Source organism: Streptomyces sp. NBC_01454 (genome assembly GCF_036227565.1).
Lineage (GTDB): Bacteria > Actinomycetota > Actinomycetes > Streptomycetales > Streptomycetaceae > Streptomyces.
In genome coordinates, this window is the sequence record NZ_CP109460.1 from 3,725,437 (window position 1) to 3,740,275 (window position 14,839).

A 14,839-nucleotide genomic window follows, 5' to 3' on the forward strand; every position below is an offset into this window, starting at 1 on the left:
GACCCGGACATGACCGGCGCCATCGTCGCCATCGCCATCGTCTTGATCGTCGTCGGAGGAATCACGGCGGCGGTGGTCTCGCACTTCAGACTGCAACGCCACCGCGCCGACGCCGTCGCCATGGCCTCCTACCGCAAGCTCGCCGAGGAAGCGGTGGCCCGACAGGAGTCCTTGCAGGCCGAGTTGGCCGAGCTGAAGGCCCGGGTGGGGTCGATCGACGAGATGCTGCGGAGGATCGAGTGATCAGTCTGCCCCCGGGCCGGCTGCGTCTCCCCGGCTCACTGCTCACACTGCCCTTATCGGCGGCTCCCTGGCTCGCTGCCGGCTACCTCGCAAGCTACCTCGTGGCCGGCGGCGTGCTCTTCGCGGTGGCCACGGCGGCCTTCCTGGGCGGGGTGGTGCTGAGCCAATTCACCGTCACGGTGCCGCTGGTCGTCGGCTCGGCGTGGGTGATCCGCGGCTGTGCGCAGGTCGAACGGGGTCGCGCGCTGCTGATCGACCGGCCGATCCCGTACCGCTACCAGGAGGTCACGGAGCCGGGTCTGACCGCCCGCCTCAAGGCCCGCTGCGCCGATCCCGCGATCGTCCGGGACTGCGCCTACCTCATCCTCCTCTTCCCTCCCCTGCTGTTGCTGGACCTCCTCGCCCTCGTCGTCTGGCTGGTGCTGCTCGGCCTCCTCACCCTGCCGCTGTGGTACTGGGCCGTGACCGTCTCCGGCGGATCGGCAGGACAGGGTCACGCCCTCCTCGCGATCGACACCCTGCCCGGAGCGCTGGCCGTCGGGGCCGTCGCCCTCGTCCTGCTTCCCCTCGCCGCCCGGCTCCTCGTGACCGCCGCACGACTGCACCTGGCCGTCGCCCAGGCAGTGCTCCGTCCGCCCGGTGACCCGCTCGCGCAGATCAAGGGCGTGCTCGCTCGTCCCGGTCCGCTCTCCGCACGGAGCGGACGTCGCACCCGCACTTCCACAGAACCGACATCTGATTGGGAAGCCCATGAACCGAACACAGGGCGGGCCGGCTGACGCCGTCGTCCATCTGGACTCCGTGTACAAGGTCTACGGCGGCGGCAAGAACAAGGTGGCCGCGCTGGACGGGGTCAGCATCGGCCTGCGACGGGGCACCTTCACCGCGGTGATGGGCCCCTCCGGATCCGGCAAGAGCACCTTCCTGCACTGTGCCGCGGGGCTGGACCGGCCGACCTCCGGCACGGTCCAGCTGGACGGCGTGGAGCTGTCCCGGCTCAAGGAGCGGGAGTTGACCAAACTCCGGCGCGAGCGCGTCGGTTTCGTCTTCCAGGCGTTCAACCTGATGCCCTCGCTGAGCGTGCGGGACAACGTCACCCTTCCCTTACGGCTCGCGGGTCGCCGCGCCAAGGCATCCGAGGTCGACGAGGTCATCGAGCGCGTCGGCCTCGCCGCACGTCAAAAGCACCGCCCCGGCGAGCTCTCCGGCGGCCAGCAGCAGCGCGTGGCGATCGCCCGCGCCCTGGTCACCAGGCCCGCCGTGGTCTTCGGTGACGAGCCGACCGGCGCCCTGGACACCCGCACCGCCCGGGACGTCCTCACCCTGCTGCGGGAGGCCGTCCAATGGGCCGGGCAGACCATCGTGATGGTCACCCACGACCCGGTGGCCGCCGCGCACGCGGACCGCACCCTCTTCCTCGCCGACGGCCGGATCGTCGACGCCCTGGAGCGCCCGACCGCGGACCTGGTCGCCGAGCGCATGACCCACCTCGGCGCCTGGGCCGACGAGCAGACGGCACAGGGCGGCAGCACAGGGCGCCAGCACGGAGCGGCCCGATGATCGGCCTCGCGCTGCGCTCCCTGCGGTTCCACAAGGGCGGCTTCATCGCCTCCTTCATCGCCCTGTTCTTCGGCGCCTCGATCGTGATCGCATGCGGCGGACTGCTGGAGACCGGGCTGCGCGGACTGGCCGCGCCGCAACGGCTCGGGGCCGCGCAGGTCGTCCTCACCGGGGACCAGAACTACCCCGGGTCGAACAAGGTCTTCCAGGAGCGGGTCCGGCCGGCCGCCTCCGATGTGCGCAAGGCCGCGGCGGTGCCCGGCGTCCGGGCCGCGGTGCCCGACCTCTCGATGCCCGTCGCCCTGGTCCCGAAGGGCGGCAAGGGCGGCGCCACCGCCACCGGCCACGGCTGGGCCTCCGCCCGGCTCGGGCCGTACCGCCTGGTCAAGGGCAGCGCGCCGACCGCTGCGGGGCAGCTGGCGGTGGACTCCCGGCTGGCCGCGAAGGCCGGGGCCGGCGTCGGCGACCGGATCGCCCTCGGCGTCCACGGCTCCGTCCACCCGTACGAGGTGACCGCGCTGGTGGACGGGCCCGGCGAGGCCGCGACGGTGTTCCTCTCCGACACCGACGCGGCGCGGTACGCGCCCCAGCGGGGCAAGGTCGACTCCATCGGGGTGCTCACCGACCCCGGCACGGATCCCGAGCAGGTGCGGTCCGCGCTCGCAGGTGCCTTCAAGGGCGCGCCGGTCGCGGTGCTGACCGGCGACGAGCGGGGCCGGGCCGAGTTCCCCGACGTCGTCACCCGCGGCAAGAACCTGGTGTCGATGTCCGCGGTCTTCGGCGGACTGGGCGCGATGGTCACGGTCTTCGTGGTGGCCAGCACGCTCGGCCTGTCGCTCCAGCAGCGGCAACGGCAGATGGCGCTGCTGCGCGCGATCGGCTCGACACCGGGTCAGGTCCGGCGGATGGTCCTGGCCGAGACCTTCACCGTCGCCGTCTTCGCCACCGCGCTGGCCTGCCTGCCCGGACCGCCACTGGGCAAGTGGCTGCTGGGCCGGTTCGTGGACGGCGGTGTGGTGCCGGATGTGGTGATGTACCGGGCCGGCTGGCTTCCGATGATCGCGGGCGGCGGCGCGGCGCTGCTGACCGCCCTCGGGGCGGCGTACATCGCAGCCCGCGGTGCCGCCCGCACCCGCCCGACCGAGGCGCTGGCCGAAGCGTCGGTGCAGCGGCGCTGGTTGAACTGGATCCGGCTGCTCGTGGCCCTGCTCTGCCTGGCCGGCGGCGCTGCGCTCGCCCTGGTCACGGCGCAGATGGACGGGGCGAAGGCCGGCAGCGCGGCGACGCCCGCGGCGATGCTGTGGGCCGCGGCGTTCGGCCTGCTGGGGCCCGGCCTGACCAAGCTGATGACAGCGCTGCTGCACTGGCCGCTGCGGGCGGTCACCGGCTTCGCCGGGCAGCTGGCCCTCCTCAACGCCAAGGCCCGCGCGGTCCGGCTGGCCGGCGCGGTCATGCCGGTCATGCTCGCCACCGGCCTGGCCACCGCGCTGATCTACCTCCAGACCACGCAGAGCGAGGGCGCCCAGCAGGCGTTCAAGGACAACCTCCGGGCCGACCTGGTGCTCACCTCGGCGACCGGCGGGGTGCCGGACTCCCTGGTGGACCGGGTCGCACAACGGCCCGGGGTGGCGGCGGCGTCCGCCTACGTGCCCAGCTCCGGCTTCCTGGAACCGTCGAAGGCCGAGTGGGCCGGCTACAACGGCAAGGGCCAGAAGCCGAAGGGCACGCCGGTGCAGATCAACGGCGTCTCGCCGGAGGGCATCGAGCGGACCACCGCGGTCCGCGCGGTGAGCGGCAGCCTCGCCGGGCTGCGCGGCGACACCGTGGCATTGCCCGAGTCGGCAGCCGGGGGGCACCGGCTCGGTGAGCGGATCCCGATGCGCATGGGCGACGGCACCAAGGTCGAGCCCCGGCTGGTGGCCACGGTCGGCGAACGGCGCGGCTACGGCACCGTGTTGATGCCCGCCACGGTCGTCACCGCGCACACCACCAAGGGCGTGGTGCCGCAGGTGCTGGTATCCGCCAGGCCCGGCACCGACGCCGCGCGGCTGGCCGCCGAGCTCACCGGCCCCGGCTCGGGGACACCCGGACTGCACGCGGTCGACCGGTCGTCGCTGGTCACCGCCCAGGTCAAGCAGAACGACACCCAGACCTGGGTGGCCTACCTCCTGGTCGCCATGGTCGTCGGCTATGCGGTCATCGCCCTGGTGAACACCCTGGTGATGGCGACCGCCGAGCGGCGCCGGGAGTTCACCCTCCAGCGGCTCATCGGCGCCACCCGCGCCCAGGTCATGCGGATGATGACGGTGGAGGCACTGCTCACCGCGTTCGCCGGGATCGCGCTGGGCCTGCTGGTCGCGGCCGCGACGCTGGTTCCGCTCAGCTACGCGGTGCTCGACCGGGCCCTGCCCGCCGGGCCGCCCTCGATCGTGATCACCGTGGTCGCGTTCGCGCTCGTCCTGACCCTGGGAGCCACCCTGTTGTCGGCCAGGATGGCGCTTCGCACCCGGCCCTCGGCGGCGGTCGGCACCCGGGAATGACCTGACCCGAAAATAACTCGCCCACATCACCTGCGAACTTCGCCCACCACTTAACAACGTGGTGGGCGAAGTCTTGTGAAACCTACGCTCGCTCTTATGGCGTTGAAGCCTCTCAACACCGTCTTGTCGCGGAATTGGAGTTTCCCAATGCTCAATAGAGTCGTGATCGTGGGTGGCGGTACAGCCGGCTGGATGACCGCGTCGTATCTCAAGGCAGCATTCGGTGACCGGATCGACATCACCCTCGTCGAATCCGGAAAGGTCGGCACCATTGGTGTCGGTGAGGCCACCTTCAGCGACATCCGGCACTTCTTCGAGTTCCTCGGTCTCAAGGAATCCGACTGGATGCCGGCGTGCAACGCCACGTACAAGCTCGCGGTCCGCTTCGAGAACTGGCGGAAGCCCGGCCACCACTTCTACCACCCGTTCGAACAGATGCGGTCGGTCGACGGCTTCCCGCTGACCGACTGGTGGCTGAAGAACGGCCGCACCGACCGCTTCGACGCAGACTGCTTCGTGATGGCCAACATCTGCGACGCGGAGCGCAGCCCGCGCCACCTCAACGGCGCGATGCTCTCCCAGCCGTACGACGAGCGCGCGGCCGAGCCCGAGGGCCTGACGATGTCGGAGCACCAGGGCAAGACCCAGTTCCCGTACGCGTACCACTTCGAGGCCGCGCTGCTGGCCAAGTACCTCACCACGTACACGGTGGACCGCGGCGCCAAGCACCTCGTCGACGACGTCAAGGACGTCACCCTCGACGAGCGCGGTTGGATCAAGAGCGTGGTGACCGCCGAGCACGGCGAGCTGGAGGGTGACCTCTTCATCGACTGCACGGGCTTCCGCGGACTGTTGCTCAACAAGGCCCTGCAGGAGCCCTTCATCTCCTACCAGGACACCCTGCCCAACGACAGCGCGGTCGCGCTGCAGGTGCCGCAGGACATGGAGAAGAGGGGCATCCGGCCCTGCACCACCGCCACCGCCCAGGACGCGGGGTGGACCTGGACCATCCCGCTCTACGGCCGGATCGGCACCGGCTACGTCTACGCCAGCGACTACCTCTCCGCGGACGAGGCCGAGCGCACCCTGCGGGAGTTCGTCGGTCCGTCGGCCGCCGAGGTCGAGGCCAACCACATCAAGATGCGCATCGGTCGCAGCAACCGCTCCTGGGTCAACAACTGCGTGGGCATCGGCCTGACCAGCGGCTTCGTCGAGCCGCTGGAGTCCACCGGCATCTTCTTCATCCACCACGCCGCGGAGCAGCTGGTCAAGAACTTCCCCGGTCCGGACTGGAACGAGGTGCAGCGCGGCAGCTACAACAGCTCCGTCGCCAACGTGATGGACGGTGTCCGCGAGTTCCTGGCACTGCACTACGCGGCCGCCGCCCGCAACGACACGCAGTACTGGAAGGACACCAAGACCCGTCCGCTGCCGGACGGCCTGGCCGAGCGGATCGAGCACTGGAAGCACCAGCTGCCGGACAGCGAGTCGGTCTTCCCGTACTACCACGGGCTGCCGCCGTACTCCTACATGTGCATCCTGCTCGGGATGGGCGGCATCGACCTCAAGCCCTCCCCCGCCCTCGCGCTGGCCGACGAGACAGCAGCGCAGAAGGAGTTCCAGGCGGTGCACGACCGGGCCGCGACCCTCATCGACCAGCTCCCGTCGCAGTACGAGTACTTCACTCACATGCGCCACTGAGCCCGCCGGCGCCGTGCCGGGCCCCCGTGGCCGGTACGGCGCCGTGTCCGTCGTCCCAGGAGCGTCCCCCATGACCGAACTGACCCAGCTGACCGACCCCGCGCAGCCGACCGCCCCGCTTCCGGCGGCGGCCGTCGCCGAGGGCCAGCGCGCCATGATGAGCGGCTTCCCCACCGGGGTCGCCGTGCTCACCGCCGTCGACCACGCCGGCACCCCCCGCGGGATGACCATCTCCTCGGTGTGCAGCGTCACGCTGGCCCCACCGACCCTGCTGGTCTGCCTGCGGATCGGCAGCCCGACCCTGGAAGCCGCCCTGAACTCCGGCCACTTCGCGGTGAACCTGCTGCACGGGGCGGCACGGCAGGTCGCCGAGCTGTTCGCCTCGGGCGCGCCCGACCGGTTCGACCGGGTGCGCTGGCAGCACGACGCGGACGATCCGTACGCGGCAGGGCCGCACCTGTTCCACGACGCGCACGCCATCGCGGACTGCCGGGTGAGCGACCGGCACCGCAGCGGGGACCACCTCGTGGTCTTCGGCGACATCCTGCGGGTCACCCCGTACCCGGACCGGCAGCCACTGGTCTACGGCAGGCGGAAGTACCGGGCATGGCCGGTGGGCCCGGAGGACCGGTAGCCGCCGCCCGGCCGGGCGGCGGCTGTGCGCGGTTGCGGACGCCGCTCAGGCGCCGGCCGGCGACGGCACGGCCGGCGCCGGCCCGAGGGACCGGGCGGCAGCGATGACCGCGGGATCCACGACCTTGCCGTCCAGCAGCGCCATCCCCAGCGGGGTCACCGAGTGCAGCACGGTGTTGCGCACCCGCAGGGTGGTGATCAGCCCGGACTCCCGGAGTACGGCGGTGTGCTGGCTGGCGCAGGGCGCGGAGATGCCCAGCCGGTCGGCGAGCTGCCCGGTGGTGCACGACGCCCGCAGCTCGCGCAGGGCCGCCGCCCGGGTCCGGCCCACCAAGGCGCCGAGCGCCTGCGAGGAGACAACGGTCTCGCCCCACAGGACGCCGGACTGCTCGGCGTCCGGCGGCGCGGCGAACACCAGGACGGCCGGGGCGGCGGGGCCGCCCGGCCGTTCCGTCCCGCGCTGCCGGTCGCCGTGGAAGAGCCGGGCGGGGCGGTGGCCGAGGAAGACCGAGGGGCTGAGCACCAGGCCCCTGCCACCGAGATGAATGTCCTCGTCCAGGCCGTCGGGGAGCTCCAGAACCTGGCCGTTCCAGTGAGCCCGGCGCCCCAGGCCGGCGAGCAGCTGCTCCACCCCGCCCGCCATCAGCATCCGGCCGCGGGCGTCGCACTCGGCCTCGCAGTAGGCCAGCACCCGGCTCCAGTACGGGGCCACCGCGGCCCGCCAGAAGTCGGCCGGGGTCGATGCCACCGACGGCTGGGCGCCCGCCCTGGCCCGCAGCCGGCGGTACACCTGGCGGCGCCACCGTGCGTACACGTGGCCGGCGCCGCGGGCGAACAATTCACGGGCCAGGCCCGCCTCGATTTCCGGTCCTGCGGTGGTCCGCAGGCGGGTTCTCCCCAGATCCGGTGCCGTGAAATGAATTCTCTGCATTACGGTTCCCCCGTCGTCCCCGTAGTTACTTTGTATGGCGTCCACCCCACCGGGGCAGCCGACGGGGGGAATCACCTTCCGTACCGGCCGGAGCCGGCCGGATCAGCCCACGCTCCGCCCGGTGAGTTCGGCGAAGGCGTCGTCGAGAGTGGGCCGGCGCACGGCGAAATCCGCGACGGTCACGCCGGCCTTTTCGAGTGCGGTCGCGGCGGCGGCGATAGTGCCCATTCCGTCGACGAGCCGCAGGGAGATGACGCCCTTTCCCGGGTCCACGGCGGGCTCTTCGGCCGCGTCCGTGCCCAGGGCCGTGAGGGCGTGGCCGACCGCGCCGTCGCCCACCACGCGGATCTCCAGCCGGTCCGGGCCGACGGATCGCTTGAGGTCGTCCGGTGTGCCCTCGGCGATGACCCGTCCGGTGTCGACGACCGCGATGCGGTCGGCCAGGTAATCGGCCTCTTCCAGGTATTGAGTGGTCAGCAGGACGGTCACCCCGTCCGCCACCAGTTCGCGCACGGCGCTCCACAGCGACATCCGGCTCACCGGGTCCAGACCGGTGGTGGGCTCGTCAAGGAAGAGCACCGAGGGCGCGGCGACCAGGCAGGCCGCCAGGTCGAGCCGACGGCGCATACCGCCGGAGTAGGTGCGGGTGGGCCGGTCGGCGGCGCCGGTCAGGTCGAAGCGCGCGAGGAGTTCCTCGGCGCGCTGCCGGGCGGCCCGCCGGCCCAGGTGGAGCAGCACGCCGATCAGCACGAGGTTCTCCCGGCCGGTGAGCAGGCCGTCGACGGCCGCGTACTGGCCGGCCAGGCCGATCCGCCGGCGGACCTCGGCGGGCTGCCGGGCCACGTCGAAGCCGGCCACCTCGGCGCGGCCGCCGTCCGGTGCGAGCAGGGTGCTGAGCACCCGTACCGTGGTGGTCTTGCCGGCTCCGTTCGGGCCCAGCAGTCCCAGGACGGTGCCCGTCGCAACGGAGAGGTCAACGCCGTCGAGGGCCTGGTGGTCCTTGAAGCGCTTGCGCAGGCCCTCGGCCCGGATCGCGGTTTCCACGTCTCTCGCCGGCCGGCCGGGACGCGGTCAGGCGCCGTGGCCGGCGGCGGGCTCGCGGAGGCTGCTGGGCCGCAGATCGGTCCAGTGCTCCTCCACATGGGCCAGGGCGGCTTCCCGGCTGCTCTCGCCCAAGGACACCGTCCATCCGTCCGGCACCTCGGCGAAGGCGGGCCACAGGCTGTGCTGGCCCTCGCCGTTGACGAGTACGAGGAACGTGCCGTCCTGGTCGTCAAAGGGGTTCGTCACGTCGCGCTCTCCAGATCTGAGGGGAAGGCCACAGCGGGCCTCGACGCGAAACATCGTGTCGAGGCCCGCTGACACCGCACTGACCGCGCCCTGAAACCTCCGTGCTACGCGGGAGTGGCCGACTGACGGGACACCACGAAGCGCGCCACGTCGTTCACCGTGCGGAAGTTCTCGATGTCCAGGTCGGTGGGCTGCACCGCGACCCCGAAGGTCCGCTCGACCCACATCACCAGCTGCACGGCGAACAGCGAGCTGACGCTGCCGGTCGCGAAGATGTCGTGGTCGTCGGTGAGTTCGGTGTCCCGGACATGCTCGGAGATGAAGCCGCGGACGGTCTTGACGATGTCGTCTGTCATCAGGCACCTGCCTTGTTCCCGGCGATGGCCGGCTCGTACGAATAGAAGCCGTGGCCGCTCTTGCGGCCGAGTCGGCCGGCGGCGACCAGCTTGCGCAGGAGCGGCGCCGGGGCGAACTTGGAGTCGTTGAAGTTGTCCAGGAGGACCTCCAACGAGTACATGACGGTGTCCAGGCCGATCAGGTCTGCCGTCTCCAGCGGGCCCATCTGGTGGCCCAGGCACTGCCGGAAGAGCCGGTCGATGTCGCCGGCCTGCGCGACGTTGTCCTGCAGCAGGAGGATCGCCTCGTTGACGCTGAGCATCGCGACGCGGTTGGTGACGAAGCCCGAGGAGTCCTCGACCACCACGATGTCCTGGCCGATCGTCCAGAACAGCCCGCGGGTCAGCTCGATCGTCTCCGGCGAGGTGTGAAACCCCCGGATCACCTCGACGAGCTTCTTCAGCGGCACCGGGTTCATCAGATGGGTCCCGACCACCCGGTCCTGGCGTGTGGTCACCGAGGCCATCTTGGTGATCGGGATGGCCGAGGTGTTCACGCCGAAGACACAGTGCTCCGGGGCGACAGCGTCCATCTCCCGGTAGAGCTTCTCCTTGATGTCCCAGTTCTCGGTGACGTTCTCGACGACGAAGTCGGCGTCCGCGAGCCCCTCGAGGCCGGTGCGGAACTCGATGCGGGCGAGCACCTCGTCGGGGGTGTCGGCGGCGAGCTTGCGGTCGAGCATCCCGTACAGCCGGGCGTTCTCCCCGATCAGCTCGCGGGCCCGGTCCAGGGCCTCGTCGGTGGTGTCCACGAGCACCACCGACAGCCCGGCCGCCGCGAAGGCATGGGCACCGCCGATGCCCATCGTGCCGGCACCGAGTACTCCCACGCGCCGGATCTGGCTGGTCTCAGTCATCACATTCCCTCGGGCGGTTGTGGTGTGCGGGGTGGTGTGGTCCGGCACCGCTCGGCGAGCGGCGCCGGCCAGTCGTCGACGTCCCATCCGTACTGGCACAGCAGGGCGTAGGTGAGCCGCTCCAGGCCGAACCCGACGCAGGCGGAGTGGACCGTGCCGCCGTCGGGGCCCTTGATGCCGAAGGCGTCACCGAAGTGCTTTTCGTGCAGGTTGAACGAGCCGACCGAGATGCTGTCCCCGGGGCCCACGTCCAGGTGGAGTTCGTGCTTGAGCTCCAGCAGCCGCTGCGAGGAGACCTGCGCGGCGGTCGCCGCCCCGGCGAAGAACGGGTCGCTCGCCACCTCGCACCGGCCGGCCAGATCGAGCCGTTCGACCAGTTCGACGGCGCGTCGGCGGAACCGGTCGCGGGCCTCGCGGACGAACTCCGCCGTGCCGAGGAAGACCGTCTCGCGGATGGTGAAGTCCGCGAGCCGCTCCAGCGTGCGGTGGTAGCGGGACTCGTGCCGAAAAGAGCCGCCCTTGGCGGTGACCACGGTGTTCTCGTCCGGCAGGGTGGCGCCGGCGAACTGGTCGAAGGTGTGGTAGCACATCGTGGGCGGCAGGACCCGGTCCACCGGCGCGCAGCGGTGCAGCACCCGGTCCCCGATGGTCTCCCGCGCCCCGACCTCCTCGGCGAAGGCACGGTAGGTGTCGACGTCCCCGTCGAGCCGGGCGGCGAACATCATGTGCTGCGGGAACGAGGAGAGGTAGCCGCTGCGGTGCAGCGCGGTGACCGGCAACAGCGTCGGGTAGCGGTACTCCCGCGCGCCGAACTCCGCGCGGATGATGTCGTGCAGCAGTCCGTCCAGCGCGTCCAGCGCCGCCAGGGCCGGGGCGCCGAGCGCCACCTGCCCCGGGCCGATCTCGTGCACCACGCCGTCGGCCAGCAGCCCGGCGAACGTGTCGGGGCGCGGGACGCGGTCGGAGGGCGAACGCCACAGCACCTTGGGGGGCGTGCGCAGTTGGGGACGTACCTCGGTGTCGACGACGTGCCGGAGCTTCTTGCCCAGCGCCTCGGCGTCGACGGGGTGCTCGGTGGTCACCACGACGGCGCCGACCTCGTCCCCGCCGGGGCCCTCGGCGGCGACCAGCCGGAAGCCGGTGATGGCCTCGGAGATGTAGTAGACCCGTCGGTTCAGCTCATCGAGGTGTGCCCCCGAGACCGGTTCGTCGAGGTCGAGTTGGTAGGAGTGCATGTCGGCTGCCTCTCGTCCTTACGCCGCGGTGGGCAGGCCCAGCAGGCCGGCGATGATGGACCGCTGGATGTCCGAGGTGCCGCCGTAGATCGTGCCGGCCAGCACGTCGCGCACCTCGCGCTCGATGCCGAGCTCCTCGGTGTAGCCCCGGGCGCCGTGGATCTGCATGGCGTCCAGGGCGGTGGTCTTCAGGCTCTCGCTGACGTAGAGCTTGAGCATCGAGGCCTCGTGCATCGCGAGCCGGCCCTGGGAGCGCAGCCAGCCGACCTTGTAGAGCATCAGCCGGGACAGCTCCAGCCGGACCCGCATGTCGGCGATCTTGTTCGAGACGGACTGGAACGAGCCGATGGCGCGGCCGAACTGGCGGCGGCTCGCGGCGTGCGAGACGCAGCGGTCCAGCAGCCGGCTCATCACCCCGACCTGGCTGGCGAACATGAAGCCGCGTTCCCACTCCATGGTGGCGGTGAACAGCTGGTACCCGGCGCCCTCGGCGCCCAGCCGCTGGTCCTCGCCGACCACGCAGCCCTCGAAGGCGATCTCGCCCATCAGGGTGCCGCGCAGGCCCGCCTTGGGGATGTCCCGGGCGGTGAGTCCGGGGGTGTCCGCCGGCACGACGAAGGCGGTGACGGCGCGCTGCGGGGCACCGTCCGTGGCGGTGCGGGCGAAGACGATGAACAGGTCGGCGCGCGGCCCGTTGCTGATGAACTTCTTCGTCCCGTTCAGCACGTAGGTGTCGCCGTCGCGCTCGGCGGTGGTGGTGAGCGAGAGCATGTCGGAGCCGGCCTCCGGCTCCGAGAGGGCGTGTGCGCCGACCAGCGAACCGTCGCACAGCGAGGGCAACCAGCGCCGGCGCTGCTCCTCGGTGCCGTGGTCGGCGAGGTAGACGGCGCAGGCGAAGAGGTGGTTGTTGATCGCGAAGACCAGGCCGTTGTCCACGCAGCCCTCGCCGAGCGCCTCGTAGGCCATGATCGCGGTCAGCGGATCCAGCCCGCCGCCGCCGTACTCCTTCCTGATCGGCCAGCCCAGGACGCCGAAGTCGGCGCAGGCCTGCCAGCCGGCCTCGTCAAAGGTGGCGTTGCGGTCGTGTTCGGCCGCCCTGGCGCCGAGGTTCTCCCGGGCGAACCGGACGACCTTGTCGCGCAGCGCCTGCTGTTCCGGCGTGGGTGCAAAGTCCATCAGTTGTCTCCGTGGTCGGGGGGCGCGGTCCGGGTGGGTGCGGGGCTGCTGCTCAGACCTCCCACAGGGTCACCGCCCAGGCGGCCACCGGGCTGTTGTTGAGCACCAGCACCAGGTCGCCCTGCTGCAGTCCGCCGCCGGTCAGCAGGGCGTCGAGGTTCAGCACCACGTCCATGGCGCCCAAGTGCCCGTATTCGGCGAGGTTTTCGCCGCAGACCGGGTGAATGGTCAGGCCGAGCAGGGTGGCGTAGAAGTCGTAGGCGGCGGCGGTGACGTTCTGCATCAGCGTGGTCTTGACCCGGTCGCGGCTCACTCCGGCGTCCGCGAGGACCTGCTCCACCAGCGCGCCGAGCTTGCGGGAGCTGAGGGTGGCCAGTCCGAAGCGGTAGCGCGAAGGGTCCTGGCACACCTCACGCCACTCGTACCAGGGAGCGTCCTTGTAGTCGACGCGGAAGAGGTCGTGGAAGCTGCCGTCGGTCTCCTGGCGGTGCGCCCGCAGTACCGGCCGGCCGCCGCGGACCAGGGTCATCGCGTAGGCGGCGTCGCCGATGACGGTGACCGGGAAGCGGATCCGGTCCACCCCGGTGGGGCGGCTGGCGTGCGCGATCACGATCTGCTCACGGGCCGGGTCGGCACGCAGCAGGTCCCGGGCCAGGGCCCACGCCGCGCTGGACCCGGTGCAGCCCAGGCCGTCGACGGTGAAGGCGAACGCGGAGGTCAGTTTGGCTTCGCTCTGCACCCGGCAGACGTCCGAGCCGAGCAGCACGTCCGGCGCGCGGGGGCCCACCAGCAGCAGGGCGTCCGGTTCGCCGGGGTGTGCGGCGTACAGCTCCTGGCAGGCCCGGGCGGCGAGCGGCGCCTGCTCGGTCTCGTCGAAAACGCTGACGGTCCGTACGCCGCTGCCGCGCGCGAACGCGGCGGTGTCGGCGTCCAGCATCCCGAATTCGGGGAGCTCCTCGACCGGCACCTTGGTGTCGGACAGCAGGCAGTGGATGGCACCGATGCCGATGGTGTCGACACTCATGCGACGCTCCCCTCCACAGCCGGCTCGGCGGTGAGCGCGACCCGCAGTCCGCTGTAGCCGTTGACGAAGTTCGAGAAGAGCCGCTTGGGCGGGCCGGCCAGGTGGATGTCCGCGACCTGGGTACGCAGCGCGTCGAGCATGGCGTTCACATGGACGCGGCCGAGGAAGGCGCCGAGGCAGAAGTGCGGGCCGTGTCCGAAGGCGACGTGCTTGTTGGACGTGCGGGCCAGGTCGAAGACGTGCGGGTCGGTGAAGACGGTCTCGTCGAAGTTCGCCGAGCTGTTCCACAGGCTGACCACGTCACCGGCCTTGATGGTCACGTCCCGCAGCGGGACGTCCACCAGCGCCCGGCGCCCGAAGTGCATGGCGGGGGTGGTCCAGCGCAGCACCTCCTCGGTGGCGCTGTCCACGTCGACCGCGCCGGACTTCAACGCCCGCCACTGGTCGGGGTGTTCGGACAGGGCGATCAGTCCGCCGACGGAGGACATCCGGCTGGACTCGTCGCCGCCCAGGATCAGGCTGTAGCAGTTGAAGACGATCTCGTCCTCGCTGAGCAGCTCGCCGTCGAGGGTGGCGGTGGCCAGCGCGCTGATCACGTCGTCGCCGGGGTGGCGCCGGCGGCGGGCGGCGAGGTCGGAGAAGTAGAGGAGGATCTCGTTGCGCGCCATCCACTCCTCCATCTCGCTGTCGTCGGCGCTGTGCCGGGAGAGCGTCTGGGTGTTCCAGGCGACGAGCTGCTCGCGGTCCCCCTGCGGGACGTCCATGAGGTCGCCGATGGTGTTGATGGGGATGTGGTCGGCCACATCGGTGACGAAGTCCAGTTCGCCGTGGGCGAGGGCCCCGGCGACCAGCGCCCGGGTCCGCTCGTGCACACCGGCCACCACCGGCTCCAGCACCCGGGGTGAGAAGGACTTGAGCATCAGGTTGCGGATCTCGCGGTGCCGGGCGCCGTCGGTGACGGCGAGCATCTTGCGCGAGGCGGAGTCCTCCCCCTGCAGCAGGGTCGCCAGGACGTTGCCGCGCTCGGAGGTGAACTGCTTGTTGTCGCGGTAGAGGGTGACCACGTCCTCGTAGGTGGAGATCACCCAGAACCCGGGGCCACGATCGGTGGCCCGGTGCCAGAAGACGGGGTGCTCGGCCCGGAACCTGCGCCACATGTCCGCGAGGTCCACGTCGAGGAACGTCTGCGGATCGGTGAGGTCCACCGTGGCCAGGTCGTCCGCGGTCGACCGTAGTTGGGGCTTCATGTGCTGT

Annotated in this window: 15 protein-coding genes; 6 read left to right on the forward strand and 9 right to left on the reverse strand. The window is 71.2% G+C overall.

Annotation, left to right across the window (positions count from 1 at the left end; genetic code table 11):
- Positions 1-9: 9 nt before the first annotated feature.
- The 6 genes from OIU81_RS16345 to OIU81_RS16370 all read left to right on the forward strand — a co-directional run bounded on the left by OIU81_RS16345 (position 10) and on the right by OIU81_RS16370 (position 6,678).
- On the forward strand, positions 10-243 hold the full coding sequence (locus OIU81_RS16345; protein WP_329148510.1) for a hypothetical protein: 234 nt from the start codon (positions 10-12) through the stop codon (positions 241-243).
- The gene (locus OIU81_RS16350; RefSeq protein WP_329148512.1) at positions 240-1,022 is read left to right on the forward strand and encodes a sensor domain-containing protein; all 783 of its coding nucleotides are present in this window, start codon (positions 240-242) and stop codon (positions 1,020-1,022) included. The genes OIU81_RS16345 and OIU81_RS16350 overlap by 4 nt, the downstream gene beginning before the upstream one ends.
- Positions 994-1,803 carry an ABC transporter ATP-binding protein gene (locus tag OIU81_RS16355; RefSeq protein WP_329148514.1) on the forward strand — a complete coding sequence of 270 codons (810 nt, stop codon included), beginning with the start codon at positions 994-996 and terminating at the stop codon, positions 1,801-1,803. Before OIU81_RS16350 ends, OIU81_RS16355 begins: the two co-directional genes overlap by 29 nt.
- Complete coding sequence (locus tag OIU81_RS16360; protein WP_329148516.1) at positions 1,800-4,343, forward strand: FtsX-like permease family protein; 2,544 nt, start codon at positions 1,800-1,802, stop codon at positions 4,341-4,343. The genes OIU81_RS16355 and OIU81_RS16360 overlap by 4 nt, the downstream gene beginning before the upstream one ends.
- A gap of 147 nt (positions 4,344-4,490) precedes the next feature.
- Positions 4,491-6,044, forward strand: coding sequence for a tryptophan halogenase family protein (locus OIU81_RS16365; protein ID WP_329148518.1), 1,554 nt, complete (start codon positions 4,491-4,493; stop codon positions 6,042-6,044).
- Positions 6,045-6,114: 70 nt separating this feature from the next.
- On the forward strand, positions 6,115-6,678 hold the full coding sequence (locus OIU81_RS16370; RefSeq protein WP_329148519.1) for a flavin reductase family protein: 564 nt from the start codon (positions 6,115-6,117) through the stop codon (positions 6,676-6,678).
- Positions 6,679-6,723: 45 nt separating this feature from the next.
- On the opposite strand, the gene OIU81_RS16375 is transcribed toward OIU81_RS16370, so the two are convergent.
- From OIU81_RS16375 to OIU81_RS16415, 9 genes are all read right to left on the reverse strand, one after another.
- On the reverse strand, positions 6,724-7,608 hold the full coding sequence (locus OIU81_RS16375) for an ArsR/SmtB family transcription factor (protein ID WP_329148521.1): 885 nt from the start codon (positions 7,606-7,608) through the stop codon (positions 6,724-6,726).
- Between the two features lie 102 nt (positions 7,609-7,710).
- Positions 7,711-8,652, reverse strand: coding sequence for an ATP-binding cassette domain-containing protein (locus OIU81_RS16380; protein ID WP_329148524.1), 942 nt, complete (start codon positions 8,650-8,652; stop codon positions 7,711-7,713).
- Positions 8,653-8,679: 27 nt separating this feature from the next.
- Positions 8,680-8,952, reverse strand: coding sequence for an MbtH family protein (locus OIU81_RS16385; protein ID WP_329148525.1), 273 nt, complete (start codon positions 8,950-8,952; stop codon positions 8,680-8,682).
- 50 nt (positions 8,953-9,002) lie between these two features.
- Positions 9,003-9,254 carry an acyl carrier protein gene (locus OIU81_RS16390; protein ID WP_329148527.1) on the reverse strand — a complete coding sequence of 84 codons (252 nt, stop codon included), beginning with the start codon at positions 9,252-9,254 and terminating at the stop codon, positions 9,003-9,005.
- A complete protein-coding gene (locus tag OIU81_RS16395) occupies positions 9,254-10,150 on the reverse strand; it encodes a 3-hydroxyacyl-CoA dehydrogenase family protein (RefSeq protein WP_329148529.1) in 897 nt (298 codons plus the stop codon). The genes OIU81_RS16390 and OIU81_RS16395 overlap by 1 nt, the downstream gene beginning before the upstream one ends.
- Positions 10,150-11,385, reverse strand: a complete 1,236-nt coding sequence (locus OIU81_RS16400; protein ID WP_329148530.1) for a hypothetical protein — start codon at positions 11,383-11,385, stop codon at positions 10,150-10,152. Before OIU81_RS16400 ends, OIU81_RS16395 begins: the two co-directional genes overlap by 1 nt.
- Positions 11,386-11,403: 18 nt before the next feature.
- Positions 11,404-12,561, reverse strand: coding sequence for an acyl-CoA dehydrogenase family protein (locus tag OIU81_RS16405; RefSeq protein WP_329148532.1), 1,158 nt, complete (start codon positions 12,559-12,561; stop codon positions 11,404-11,406).
- Between the two features lie 52 nt (positions 12,562-12,613).
- Positions 12,614-13,585 carry a 3-oxoacyl-[acyl-carrier-protein] synthase III C-terminal domain-containing protein gene (locus OIU81_RS16410; RefSeq protein ID WP_329148534.1) on the reverse strand — a complete coding sequence of 324 codons (972 nt, stop codon included), beginning with the start codon at positions 13,583-13,585 and terminating at the stop codon, positions 12,614-12,616.
- Positions 13,582-14,832 (reverse strand): cytochrome P450, encoded by a 1,251-nt coding sequence (locus OIU81_RS16415; RefSeq protein ID WP_329148537.1) that lies wholly within the window; start codon positions 14,830-14,832, stop codon positions 13,582-13,584. Before OIU81_RS16415 ends, OIU81_RS16410 begins: the two co-directional genes overlap by 4 nt.
- Positions 14,833-14,839: the final 7 nt, after the last annotated feature.

What these genes read in the sequence shown, in the direction of transcription:
- OIU81_RS16405 (WP_329148532.1), bottom strand. Translation starts at nt 12,561, where the DNA reads ATGGACTTTGCACCCACGCCGGAACAGCAGGCGCTGCGCGACAAGGTC.
- OIU81_RS16390 (WP_329148527.1), bottom strand. Translation starts at nt 9,254, where the DNA reads ATGACAGACGACATCGTCAAGACCGTCCGCGGCTTCATCTCCGAGCAT.
- OIU81_RS16385 (WP_329148525.1), bottom strand. Translation starts at nt 8,952, where the DNA reads ATGTTTCGCGTCGAGGCCCGCTGTGGCCTTCCCCTCAGATCTGGAGAG.
- OIU81_RS16345 (WP_329148510.1), top strand. Translation starts at nt 10, where the DNA reads ATGACCGGCGCCATCGTCGCCATCGCCATCGTCTTGATCGTCGTCGGA.
- OIU81_RS16400 (WP_329148530.1), bottom strand. Translation starts at nt 11,385, where the DNA reads ATGCACTCCTACCAACTCGACCTCGACGAACCGGTCTCGGGGGCACAC.
- OIU81_RS16410 (WP_329148534.1), bottom strand. Translation starts at nt 13,585, where the DNA reads ATGAGTGTCGACACCATCGGCATCGGTGCCATCCACTGCCTGCTGTCC.
- OIU81_RS16370 (WP_329148519.1), top strand. Translation starts at nt 6,115, where the DNA reads ATGACCGAACTGACCCAGCTGACCGACCCCGCGCAGCCGACCGCCCCG.
- OIU81_RS16415 (WP_329148537.1), bottom strand. Translation starts at nt 14,832, where the DNA reads ATGAAGCCCCAACTACGGTCGACCGCGGACGACCTGGCCACGGTGGAC.
- OIU81_RS16375 (WP_329148521.1), bottom strand. Translation starts at nt 7,608, where the DNA reads ATGCAGAGAATTCATTTCACGGCACCGGATCTGGGGAGAACCCGCCTG.
- OIU81_RS16360 (WP_329148516.1), top strand. Translation starts at nt 1,800, where the DNA reads ATGATCGGCCTCGCGCTGCGCTCCCTGCGGTTCCACAAGGGCGGCTTC.
- OIU81_RS16365 (WP_329148518.1), top strand. Translation starts at nt 4,491, where the DNA reads ATGCTCAATAGAGTCGTGATCGTGGGTGGCGGTACAGCCGGCTGGATG.
- OIU81_RS16355 (WP_329148514.1), top strand. Translation starts at nt 994, where the DNA reads ATGAACCGAACACAGGGCGGGCCGGCTGACGCCGTCGTCCATCTGGAC.
- OIU81_RS16395 (WP_329148529.1), bottom strand. Translation starts at nt 10,150, where the DNA reads ATGACTGAGACCAGCCAGATCCGGCGCGTGGGAGTACTCGGTGCCGGC.